This is a genomic window from Pseudomonas sp. P9_31, assembly GCF_034008235.1.
GTDB lineage: Bacteria > Pseudomonadota > Gammaproteobacteria > Pseudomonadales > Pseudomonadaceae > Aquipseudomonas.
This window is the reverse complement of record NZ_CP125375.1, coordinates 2,031,253-2,042,304: the sequence shown is the minus strand read 5'-3', so window position 1 is coordinate 2,042,304 and position 11,052 is coordinate 2,031,253. Positions and strand designations below refer to the sequence as shown.

Annotated in this window: 10 protein-coding genes; 6 read left to right on the top strand and 4 right to left on the bottom strand. The window is 60.2% G+C overall.

From position 1 onward, the window contains the following. Nucleotides 1-87 precede the first annotated feature (87 nt). Nucleotides 88-636: an RNA polymerase factor sigma-70 gene (locus QMK51_RS09325; protein WP_320393828.1), complete on the top strand. Its 549-nt coding sequence runs from the start codon at nt 88-90 to the stop codon at nt 634-636. A 154-nt stretch (nt 637-790) separates the two neighbouring features. Here QMK51_RS09325 and QMK51_RS09320 read toward each other — a convergent pair whose 3' ends face one another. The 4 genes from QMK51_RS09320 to QMK51_RS09305 all read right to left on the bottom strand — a co-directional run bounded on the left by QMK51_RS09320 (nt 791) and on the right by QMK51_RS09305 (nt 4,475). Then, nucleotides 791-1,804, bottom strand: a complete 1,014-nt coding sequence (locus QMK51_RS09320) for a GNAT family N-acetyltransferase (RefSeq protein WP_320393827.1) — start codon at nt 1,802-1,804, stop codon at nt 791-793. Between the two features lie 149 nt (nt 1,805-1,953). Further along, nucleotides 1,954-2,793 carry a sugar-binding protein gene (locus QMK51_RS09315; protein ID WP_320393826.1) on the bottom strand — a complete coding sequence of 280 codons (840 nt, stop codon included), beginning with the start codon at nt 2,791-2,793 and terminating at the stop codon, nt 1,954-1,956. Between the two features lie 169 nt (nt 2,794-2,962). Then, nucleotides 2,963-3,757, bottom strand: a complete 795-nt coding sequence (locus QMK51_RS09310; protein WP_320393825.1) for a transporter substrate-binding domain-containing protein — start codon at nt 3,755-3,757, stop codon at nt 2,963-2,965. 91 nt (nt 3,758-3,848) lie between these two features. After that, on the bottom strand, nt 3,849-4,475 hold the full coding sequence (locus tag QMK51_RS09305) for a TetR/AcrR family transcriptional regulator (RefSeq protein WP_320393824.1): 627 nt from the start codon (nt 4,473-4,475) through the stop codon (nt 3,849-3,851). 189 nt (nt 4,476-4,664) lie between these two features. On the opposite strand from QMK51_RS09305, the gene QMK51_RS09300 reads away from it, so the two are divergent. The 5 genes from QMK51_RS09300 to QMK51_RS09280 are packed head-to-tail and all read left to right on the top strand — an operon-like array spanning nt 4,665 to nt 10,972. Then, nucleotides 4,665-6,473: an acyclic terpene utilization AtuA family protein gene (locus QMK51_RS09300; protein ID WP_320393823.1), complete on the top strand. Its 1,809-nt coding sequence runs from the start codon at nt 4,665-4,667 to the stop codon at nt 6,471-6,473. Beyond that, nucleotides 6,463-7,377, top strand: coding sequence for an SDR family oxidoreductase (locus QMK51_RS09295; RefSeq protein ID WP_320393822.1), 915 nt, complete (start codon nt 6,463-6,465; stop codon nt 7,375-7,377). Before QMK51_RS09300 ends, QMK51_RS09295 begins: the two co-directional genes overlap by 11 nt. A 3-nt stretch (nt 7,378-7,380) precedes the next feature. Continuing rightward, the gene (gene atuC / locus QMK51_RS09290) at nt 7,381-8,997 is read left to right on the top strand and encodes a geranyl-CoA carboxylase subunit beta (RefSeq protein ID WP_320393821.1); all 1,617 of its coding nucleotides are present in this window, start codon (nt 7,381-7,383) and stop codon (nt 8,995-8,997) included. Nucleotides 8,998-9,020: 23 nt separating this feature from the next. Further along, nucleotides 9,021-10,178 carry a citronellyl-CoA dehydrogenase gene (gene atuD / locus QMK51_RS09285; RefSeq protein ID WP_320393820.1) on the top strand — a complete coding sequence of 386 codons (1,158 nt, stop codon included), beginning with the start codon at nt 9,021-9,023 and terminating at the stop codon, nt 10,176-10,178. Continuing rightward, a complete protein-coding gene (locus tag QMK51_RS09280) occupies nt 10,175-10,972 on the top strand; it encodes an enoyl-CoA hydratase/isomerase family protein (RefSeq protein WP_320393819.1) in 798 nt (265 codons plus the stop codon). The genes atuD and QMK51_RS09280 overlap by 4 nt, the downstream gene beginning before the upstream one ends. Nucleotides 10,973-11,052 lie beyond the last annotated feature (80 nt).

Genomic DNA, 11,052 nt, shown 5'->3' with positions numbered 1-11,052 from the left:
ATTAAGAATAATTTGTCGCTCGATATGTAGGACGGCCCCCGACTCCCCTGTCGTCCCACTAACCTATTTGCAGCAAGGTGATTTCCAATGACGGAACAAGTATCCACAAGCAGGTGCGATTCACCGCTACTTCAGGCCTTCGTCGACAACCGACTGATTCTGGTCAAGATTGCTGCCCGTATTACCGGCTGCCGATCCCGTGCCGAAGACGTGGTGCAAGATGCGTTCTTCCGGCTGCAATCGGCGCCGCAGATCACGTCATCCATCAAGGCACAGCTCAGCTACCTGTTCCAGATCGTGCGCAACCTGGCCATCGACCACTACCGTAAGCAGGCGCTGGAACAGAAGTATTCCGGCCCGGAAGAGGAAGGTCTGAACGTGGTGATTCAGGGCGCTTCACCGGAAACCTCACATATCAATTTCTCGACTTTGGAAAACATTGCCGATGCACTGACGGAGCTGCCCCGCCGCACCCGTTACGCCTTCGAGATGTACCGCCTGCACGGCGTGCCGCAAAAAGACATCGCCAAGGAACTCGGCGTCTCGCCAACCCTGGTGAACTTCATGATTCGTGATGCGCTGGTGCATTGCCGCAAGGTGTCGGGCAATCGTGCGGATACCTTTGCGCGCCGTTAATATCTGAAATCTCGGTGCCCCCATCGCGAGCAGGCTCGCTCCCACATTCTATTTTTGGTGTTCACAAATTATGTGTTCACAGGAGATTCAACGTGGGAGCGAGCCTGCTCGCGATGGCTGACTCAAGACCAAAGCAAGCCTTGAGCCTTACGCATCAAGCCAACGAACACCGATCAAAAAACCGCTCACGCCCCAGCATCATCAGCGCCGCGCGTTTGTGCGGGAAGTCGAACTCTTTTTCGCAGTGAAAACACTGATTGTGCATATGCCCGATCATCTTCGCGTTGTCGGCGCGAGGCTCGGCAACCACCCGCTGTGTGCGTGGATCATCCAGAAACAGGTAATGCACCAACGCCGATAACCAGCTGGCCACCTTGTGCGGGCCGCGGTGATGCTCTTCGCCCACGAGCATGTGAATGCCGCGGTCGTAATCGCCGGCGTCATAGAACGGCGCAATGCGATCTTCCTTGGCCCAATAGGCTTCAAAGTAAGCAAATGGCTGATCATCGAAGCAACCGATCAGCGTCAAGGTATGCGGGTCGGCTTCAAGCTTGCTCAGGTATTCCCGATGCTGCTCGAGACTGCCCTCCTCCTGCCAGAAACTCGCAACCCGCGGGCTGTTCTGCCAGCGGTTGAAACGAGCCAGGTCATGCTCGATTTCTACCGTGCGCAGGGAGACCCAAGCACCGAGCCGCGCATCGAAGCGTCGATAGACCTCACCACGGGGTTTCACCGCACGCAATGGATGGCGCTTGCCGCCACTGATGACCATTTGCTGTGGATAACTGCCGGTCCGCGACTCACCCAGCCAAGGCTGAGGCAGTTGCCAGAACAGCGTGCGCTCGCAGTGATATTGACCGGTGACGTCGGCGGGGATCAGCAACCCGCTGAGCAAGGCCTCGGTGGGCACCTCGTCCAGATGCCAGGTCAGCCGCTGACAAGCCGCGTCCCGGGCAAACAGCCAATAGCAGGCCGCCCAGAACGCCTGACCGACAGGACGGCCGAAGCGCTCTTCCAGACGCAGATGCAACTCGGGCTCGCGAGTCAGCCGCAGTTCGATCAACGGTTGCCCTTCCAGGCTGAGGCTCAGGCGGCTTGCGGTTTCATCGGCTACAAGACGGTTGCCTGATGGCAAGGCCAGGGCAGTCAGGTCATTCAGATTGGACATGGGTCGGGCTCACGGTAATCGTCGGCAGTTAACTGAGGTGACGTGAACCAGGCATGGAAATTTAACGAAAAACACCGCGAACCTTAATCAGCGTTCGCGGTGGCATGCACAGCCTGGATCAGTTCCAGACCATTGACGTTACGCAGGTGCTAGATCGACCTGACCCAGATTTCGCGGAAGGCATAGTCGTTCCCGTTTCCGGTGGCGACATGGTTAACGATCTGCAACTCCATCTGTGATGCACTCGCAGTAAAAGTGCCTTTGAGCGGCACCCAGGCCATTGATGGAATTTCCGTCGCGGGGGCAATGACTTGCGCTGCGCTGGTGAGCGACAGCACCGGAACTGAATATTTGTCATTCCACCTGCGCACGGTCAGCCCGAACTCATAGGACCGACCCACTTCCAGCCCCTGAAAGGTCTTTTTCAACACTGTGCCAGCAGAGTTATTGGTGTAGGTGTAGTCGAGTAATACGTAGATATCCCCATCTTTGGTGATGGTGAGATCCCGTGGATCAGCCGCAGCCTCCCCCCTCATCCAGCCATTCCAGTTATTGGTACCGTCTTTTTCCGAGAAGGTCGTTGTATTGTCAAAAGGCGCCTGAACCTCAAGACACAATGGCGGGAACAATACCGGGTCAGCACAGCTGCCTCCATCCAGTGCCGCCTGAAAAACGAACGCGAGATGGCTCCCGTCTTTCAGATTTTGCAAAGACGCCCAGGCAATATTGCGACGCCAGCCCTCCTGGAACTCTTGTTGCGTGACGGGCTCGGCGTCGGCCACTCGCAGCATCACGGGCGAGCCGTCGGCCTGTTGACCGCAGACATGCAACGTCGCCTTTTGATTGACCACCATGAATGGCCAACGCGCCACCTCGACCGTGACACCGGCCGAATCATCAGGTTTTTTAAGAACGAGTACATCGTTGACGGCTTGTGGCACCACAGGAGAGGGCACACAGGAGAGAGAAACCAACGAGGGGTTTGACATGGCAGAAATCCTTTCTGGATGAGCCAACCCCTCCATGGGGTCGGACACAGGAAAGGAGCTAAGACCACGTCAGGCGAAGCGTCTACTGTCAATTCGACCATTCGAACAGCAGAACACAAATACCAGATGAATGGTCGTCCGCCCCCCCTGAACCCGGAAACTGCATCTGTCAGTGCTTGCCCACCGGCACCAGGGCAATTTTATAAGGATCGAAAATCTTCAGCATCTGACCGTTGTTTCGCAGGCCTTGCAGCAACTTGCCGAATGCTTCGCCTGTAATCGGCGCCTGCGGGCGAATCAGCGCGTAATGGTGATAGACCTGATCGATGCGTTGCGACACCAGCAACTGCTCGCCGACTTTCTCGTTGCGCAGCAGGTAATCGCTCAGGTAGGAGCGCGTTACCAAGGCAATGTCCGCTCGTGCGCGTAACACCATCAGCAGGTTGCTGTCGTGGGAATAGGTCAGCGTGGCGTTGTAGGTGTCGGCCAGATACTTGGGATCGGCGTTGAAATTGGCAAACTCGTAGTGATAGCCGCTGTACAGCGCCAGGCGCTTGCCCGTCAGGTCCTTGAAGTAATTCTCATCGCGGTCGGGTTTCTTCTGCGCGACAAAGATTTCTGCATCTTCCAGGCCCATATCGACGTCGGTATGCGCAATGTCCTTCCAGCCCCAGTCCGGGTTCTCGAAAATCGCCATATCGACCCGGCCTTCCTTGAAGTCGTTGAAACGCCTGGGAATGGAGGTGGGCACCAGCACAAACTGATAATCGGTTTGCAACTGATTCAGCGCTTCCACCAGCTGTGGCAGCAGACCGGTGTCGGCACCGGACTCCGGGCGCACGGTATAGGGTGGAAAATGGGCGGCACCGACCCGCACCAGTTGCGCGGCCTGAGACGGTAACACCCAGCACACCGCAAGCGCCGCCAGCAAAAGCCGCGACGCCACTCGAATTGGCGAAGACATCAAACAGCCACTCCCCGAAAAAAAAGCTCATCAATGCATTCAAGCTAGGCGGTTTCGCCGACTTAGCCAGTTTCTTACCCAGATAGACGGTTCACTGCCGTTCTTCAAGTACCAGAATCAACGCCTCATCGGCCAATTGATCAAGGCTCATGCTGCCATCGGGACGAAACCAGGTAGTGGTCCAGGACAACGCGCCCGTCAGGAAACGGCGGGTGATGAACACATCGCCACGGATAAAACCGACGTCCCTGGCTTCACCCAGCACCTGCAGCCAGATGGCTTCATAAATATCGCGCAGCGCCAGAACCTGCGCCTGGCCTTCCTCGGACAGCGAACGCCACTCATACACCAGCACCGCCATCGCCTCGCCACTGCCGCCCATGATCGACTGCAATTCGCAACGAATCAGCGCCAGCACCTGCTCGCGCACGCTGCCGGCCTCGGCCAGGGCTGCGCGCATCAACGCGGTGTTGTAGCGAATGGTCTCCTCCATCACTGCCCGCAGGATCTCGTCCTTGCTTTTGAAGTGATGAAAAATACTGCCTGACTGAATGCCCACCGCACTGGCCAGATCACGCACGGTGGTACGTTCATAACCTTTGTTGCGAAACAGGTGAGCGGCCACTTGCAGCAGTTTGCCGCGAGCGCTGTCCGGGTCGGTCAATTGGCCGCTGTCGACCAATTCGCGCATCACCCTCAGGGCTTTTTGCTCGTCCACCCGTTCTCTCCTACAGTCGATCAATCAATTGCGCCGCTGCCCGCTAAAACAGTGGGGTTGCGCGGGCAATTTAAGCTGGCGAGGGCGACCAAGCAAGCGCTTGGGCAGAAGATAGCTCAGTCGTTTACAAACCAAGCGCTTGCTTGGTAGCCTCGAAGCACTTCTGTCGCAGGTGCCATGGAGTTGACTGTGTCTAAAACAATCCGCATCGGTTGCGCCAGCGCATTCTGGGGCGACACCTCGACCGCCGCCGCGCAACTGGTGGAAGGCGGGCGGCTGGACTATCTGGTGTTCGATTATCTGGCCGAAATCACCCTGTCGATCATGGCCGGGGCGCGGATGAAAGATCCCGCAACCGGCTACGCCAGCGACTTCATCGAAGTCCTCAGCCCCCTCCTCAATCAGCTCGCGGAACAGAAGATCCGCGTCATCAGCAACGCCGGCGGCGTCAATCCACAGGCTTGCGCCGCTGCTTTGCAAGCGGCCTGCAATAAAGCCGGGGTAGCGCTGAAGATCGCCGTGCTGTCGGGTGACGACCTTCAACCCCGGTTCAAACACCTGAGCAGCCTTGGCCTGCATGAGATGTTCAGTGGCGCGCCCCTGCCGCCGATGTGCGTGTCGACCAACGCCTACCTCGGCGCGCCGGGCATCGTCGAAGCCCTGCGCCTGGGTGCCGACATCGTGATTACCGGGCGCGTGGTCGACAGCGCCGTGGTCAGCGCCGCGCTGGTGCATGAGTTCGGCTGGTCGTGGCACGACTACGACAAACTCGCCCAGGCTGCATTGGCCGGGCACCTTATTGAATGTGGCGCCCAGTGCACCGGCGGCAATTTCACCGATTGGCGCGAGGTGCCCGACTATGAACACATCGGCTTTCCCATCGTCGAAGTCGGTGCCGACGGCCAGTTTATCGTCAGCAAACCCGACGGCTCCGGCGGCCTGGTCACGCCCCTGACGGTGGGCGAGCAGATGCTCTATGAAATCGGCGACCCGCAGGCCTATCTGCTGCCCGACGTGGTATGCGACTTCAGTCAGGTCAAACTCGTGCAACAAGGCAAGAACGCGGTGCAGGTGCATGGCGCAACAGGCTTGCCGCCGACCGCCCAGTACAAGGTCAGCGCCACGTATCCGGACGGTTTCCGCTGCACCGCCAGTTGCCTGATCGCCGGGATCGATGCGGTGGCGAAGGCCCGACGAGTCAGCCAGGCGATCATCAACAAGACCTCGGAAATCTTCAGCCACCGCGGCTGGGCGCCCTACAGCGAAGTGAATATCGAACTGCTGGGCAGCGAGGCCACTTACGGCCCCCACGGCCAGCGCCAGGACAGCCGTGAAGTGGTGATCAAACTCGCCGTGCGCCATGCGAGCAAACAGGCCTTGATTCTGTTCTCCCGGGAAATCGCCCAGGCTGCCACCGGCATGGCACCGGGGCTGACCGGAATCGTCGGCGGACGGCCGACGGTGTACCCGTTGATCCGGCTGTTTTCGTTCCTGATCGATAAAACCGCCTGCACCCTGGAAATCGACCTCGCCGGTAAGCGCCATCCGTGCCCCCTGCCCGCCCTTGATGCGCTCAATAGCGCTGACCTGCCCCTACCCTTCGATCCGCCCAAAACCACAGAACGCGCCGACGCCAGCGTGGCCCTGATCAAACTCGCCGTGGCGCGCTCCGGCGACAAGGGTAATCACAGCAATATCGGCGTCATGGCCCGCCACCCCGACTACCTGCCGTGGATCGCCGAAGCGCTGACACCCGAGGTGATGGTCGACTGGATGAGCCATGTCCTCGACCCGATCCACGGGCGTGTCGAACGCTGGTATTTACCCGGCACTCAGAGCTTTAATTTTCTTCTGGAGAACGCACTCGGCGGCGGTGGCGTGGCCAGCCTGCGGATCGATCCGCAAGGCAAGGCATTCGCCCAACAACTGCTGGAGATCCAGATTCCGGTGCCGCAGCGCATCGCCGATCAACTAGAGGACCGTCGCCATGGCTTATGACTCGATTTTCAAACCCGACCTGTTCGCCGGCCAAAACATCATCGTTACCGGTGGCGGCAGCGGCATCGGTCGTTGCACCGCCCATGAGCTAGCGGCCCTCGGCGCACACGTGCTGCTGGTGGGGCGCAATGCCGAGAAACTGAAAAAGGTCGCTGCTGAAATCACCGAAGACGGCGGTAAAGCCAGTTGGCAGGTCTGCGATATCCGCGATGAAGACGCCGTCACGCGACTGGTCAGCGAGCTGATCCGCAAACACGGGTCGATACATGGGCTGGTCAACAATGCCGGCGGGCAGTACCCCTCGCCGCTGGCGTCGATCAATCAGAAAGGTTTCGAAACCATATTGCGCACCAACTTGGTGGGCGGTTTTCTGATGGCCAGGGAGGTGTTCAATCAGTCCATGAGCAAGCACGGTGGTGCCATCGTCAACATGCTCGCCGACATGTGGGGCGGCATGCCCGGCATGGGCCACTCGGGCGCGGCGCGCTCGGGCATGGACAACTTCACCAAGACTGCCGCGTTCGAATGGGGCTATGCCGGCGTGCGGGTCAACGCCGTCGCGCCGGGCTGGGTCGCCTCCAGCGGCATGGACACCTACGAAGGCGCGTTCCGGGCCGTGATCCCGACCTTGTGCGAACACGTACCGCTCAAACGCATCGGCACCGAATCGGAAATCAGCGCGGCGATTGTTTTCCTGCTCAGCCCGGCAGCGGGGTTTGTCAGCGGCAGTACATTGCGCATCGACGGTGCCGCCAGCCTCGGCGGGCGGGCCTGGCCGATGCACAAGGCGCAGAACAGTCACTCGTACAACGGCTTTCACCGCGCCTATCTACCCGAGGTACTCCGACCTGACGTGCTCAAACCAGACGTCTCCAAACCAGACGAGCTCAAGGACAAGGAATAACCCATGCCGGTGATCCAGTCCCAAGTCGACCCGTTCAGCGAACCGTTCGCCCGCAACCGAGCGGCCATGCTGGCCGGCATCGAACAGGTTCGCCAGCTCGAGCAGAACCTGCTGAGCAAAGCCGCCGAAGCCAAGGCCAGGTTCGACAAGCGTGGACAACTGCTGCCCCGGGAGCGACTGAACCTGCTGCTCGACCCCGGCGCACCGTTCCTCGAACTGGCGAGCCTGGCCGGCTATAAGTTGCACGACGACAAGGACGGCAGCGCGGCCGGCGGCGGCTTGATCGCCGGGATCGGTTACGTGTCGGGCGTGCGGGTGCTGGTGGTGGCGAACAATAGCGCGATCAAGGGTGGAACCATTTCCCCCAGCGGTTTGAAAAAAACGCTGCGCCTGCAACAGATCGCCATGGAAAACAAACTGCCGGTGATCACCCTCGCCGAGAGCGGGGGCGCCAATCTCAATTACGCGGCGGAGATTTTCGTCGAAGGCGCGCGCAGCTTTGCCAATCAGGCGCGGATGTCGGCCATGGGCTTGCCGCAAATTACCGTGGTCCATGGCTCGGCCACGGCGGGCGGCGCTTATCAGCCGGGGTTGTCGGATTACGTGGTGGTGGTGCGCGGCAAGGCCAAGCTGTTTCTGGCCGGACCGCCACTGCTCAAGGCGGCAACCGGTGAAGTCGCCACCGATGAAGCGCTGGGCGGCGCCGAGATGCACGCGCAAACCGCCGGCACCGCCGAATACCTGGCCGAGAACGATGCCGATGGCGTGCGCCAGGTGCGCGAGATCATGAGCCTGTTGCCGTGGAATGCGCGGTTGCCTTTAGCCCCTGCGCGGCATTGGGATGAACCGCTGTACCCGATCGACGAGTTGCTCGGACTGATCCCCGACGATGCGAAAAAGCCTTACGACGTGCGTGAAATCGTCGCCCGGATTGCCGACGCTTCGAACTTCCTCGAATTCAAGGGCGAGTTCGATCAGCAGACGGTTTGCGGGCATTTGCACATCCAGGGGCGAGCCTGCGGTTTCATCGGCAATAACGGCCCGATTACCCCCAAGGGTGCGAGCAAGGCCGCGCAGTTCATTCAGCTCTGCGACCAGAGCCAGACGCCGCTGCTGTTTTTCCACAACACCACCGGCTTCATGGTTGGCACCGAGTCGGAACAGCAAGGCGTGATCAAGCACGGCGCGAAAATGATTCAAGCGGTGGCCAATGCCCGAGTGCCCAAACTGACGATCGTCGTCGGCGGTTCCTACGGTGCCGGCAACTACGCGATGTGCGGCCGCGGCCTCGACCCACGCTTCATCTTCGCCTGGCCCAACAGCCGCACCGCGGTGATGGGCGGTGCCCAGGCCGGCAAAGTGCTGCGGATCGTCACCGAAGCCAAACAGCTCAAGGACGGGTTGGTGCCCGACCCGAAAATGCTCGACACGCTGGAACAGGTCACCGCGCAGAAACTCGACAGCCAATCCACCGCGCTGTATGGCAGCGCCAATCTGTGGGACGACGGGCTGATTGATCCGCGGGATACCCGCACGCTGCTCGGGTACTTGCTGGACATCTGCCACGAGGCCGAGGTTCGTGGACTGCAACCCAACAGTTTTGGTGTAGCCCGCTTCTAAGGGCGATCAGGAGAACAATAAAAATGATCTTCACCCAGGAACACGAAGCACTGCGCCGCACCGTCCGCCAATTCGTCGATCACGAGATCAATCCTCACGTCGATGAATGGGAAAAGGCCGGGCGTTTTCCGATCCATGAGATCTTCCGCAAGGCCGGTGAGCTCGGTCTGCTGGGAATTTCCAAACCGGAAAGATTTGGCGGCATGGGGCTCGATTACAGCTATTCGATTGTGGCGGCCGAGGAGTTCGGCACCATTCATTGTGGCGGTATTCCGATGTCCATCGGCGTGCAGACCGACATGTGCACCCCGGCCCTGGCACGTTTTGGCTCCGATGAACTGCGCGAAGAATTCCTCCGTCCGGCAATCACCGGCGAGCAGGTTGGCTGCATCGGTGTTTCCGAAGTCGGCGCAGGTTCCGACGTAGCAGGTTTGAAAACCACCGCCCGCAAGGACGGCAATGACTACGTGATCAACGGCAGCAAGATGTGGATCACCAATTCGCCGAGCGCCGATTTCATCTGTCTGCTGGCCAACACCTCGGACGACAAGCCGCACATCAACAAGTCGCTGATCATGGTGCCGATGAACAGCCCCGGCATCAGCCTCAGTTCACACCTGGACAAGCTCGGCATGCGCAGTTCGGAAACCGCCCAGGTGTTTTTCGACAACGTGCGCGTGCCGCAACGCAACCGCATCGGCCATGAAGGCGCGGGGTTCATGATGCAGATGCTGCAGTTCCAGGAAGAACGGCTGTTCGGCGCGGCGAACATGATCAAAGGCCTGGAGTACTGCGTCGACAGCACCATCGAGTACTGCAAGGAGCGCAAAACCTTCGGCAATGCGCTGATCGACAACCAGGTCATCCACTTTCGCCTGGCCGAACTGCAAACCGAAATCGAATGCCTGCGGGCACTGGTCTATCAGGCCACCGAGCGATACATCACGGGCCAGGACGTTACCCGCCTGGCGTCCATGGCCAAACTCAAGGCCGGGCGACTGGGCCGGGAGGTCAGCGACAGTTGCCTGCAATATTGGGGCGGCATGGGCTTCATGTGGGACAACCCGGTGGCCCGGGCTTACCGCGACGTGCGGTTGGTATCGATCGGCGGCGGTGCCGACGAAATCATGCTGGGGATCATCTGCAAACTCATGGGCATCCTGCCGGGGAAAAAGAAATGAGCACCCTCCCCGCTTGTCAGACCCTGTTGCTCGAACGGCATAACGGCGTTCTGCACATCACCCTCAATCGTCCCGACAGCCGTAATGCCATGAGCTTGCAGATGGTCGCTGAACTGCGGGCGGTGCTGGCGGCGGTGCGGGATGACCGGCAGGTTCGCGCGCTGGTGATCGGCGGTGCTGGCGGGCATTTTTGTGCCGGTGCCGACATCAAGGACATGGCCAACGCCCGCGCTCAAGGCAAGACGGCCTACCGAGAATTGAATCGCGTGTTTGGCGCCTTGCTGGAAGAAACCCAGCACGCGCCGCAAGTGGTCATCACCGTGCTGCAAGGCGCGGTGCTTGGCGGCGGCTTCGGTCTGGCCTGCGTCAGCGATATCGCGATGGCCGATCATCAGGCGCAATTCGGCCTGCCGGAAACCAGCCTCGGCCTGTTGCCCGCGCAGATTGCGCCGTTCGTGGTGCAGCGCATCGGTCTGACCCAGGCCCGTCGACTGGCCCTGACAGCGGCGCGTTTCGATGGCACCCAGGCGCGGCGCATGGGGCTGGTGCATTTTGTCGAGCATGACCCGCAAGCCTTGGCCGAGCGCCTCGATGAAGTGCTGGCCCATGTGTTGTGTTGCGCCCCGGGGGCGAATGCGGCGACCAAAAAACTCTTGCTGGCAAGTGCCGGACAACCCTCCGACGGCCTGCTGGATCAGGCGGCGCAGTGGTTCGGTGAAGCGGTGACCGGGGCCGAAGGCATCGAGGGGACCATGGCCTTTGTGCAAAAGCGTAAACCGGGTTGGGCGCCTTAAAAGCATCGCGAGCAGGCTCGCTCCCACAGGGGAATGCATTTCAAATGTGGGAGCGAGCCTGCTCGCGATGGGGCCATCAC

Bases quoted from the DNA above. Each gene is read 5' to 3' on its own strand.
- QMK51_RS09325 (WP_320393828.1), top strand. From the start codon at position 88: ATGACGGAACAAGTATCCACAAGCAGGTGCGATTCACCGCTACTTCAG.
- QMK51_RS09320 (WP_320393827.1), bottom strand. From the start codon at position 1,804: ATGTCCAATCTGAATGACCTGACTGCCCTGGCCTTGCCATCAGGCAAC.
- QMK51_RS09315 (WP_320393826.1), bottom strand. From the start codon at position 2,793: ATGTCAAACCCCTCGTTGGTTTCTCTCTCCTGTGTGCCCTCTCCTGTG.
- QMK51_RS09310 (WP_320393825.1), bottom strand. From the start codon at position 3,757: ATGTCTTCGCCAATTCGAGTGGCGTCGCGGCTTTTGCTGGCGGCGCTT.
- QMK51_RS09295 (WP_320393822.1), top strand. From the start codon at position 6,463: ATGGCTTATGACTCGATTTTCAAACCCGACCTGTTCGCCGGCCAAAAC.
- atuC (WP_320393821.1), top strand. From the start codon at position 7,381: ATGCCGGTGATCCAGTCCCAAGTCGACCCGTTCAGCGAACCGTTCGCC.
- atuD (WP_320393820.1), top strand. From the start codon at position 9,021: ATGATCTTCACCCAGGAACACGAAGCACTGCGCCGCACCGTCCGCCAA.
- QMK51_RS09280 (WP_320393819.1), top strand. From the start codon at position 10,175: ATGAGCACCCTCCCCGCTTGTCAGACCCTGTTGCTCGAACGGCATAAC.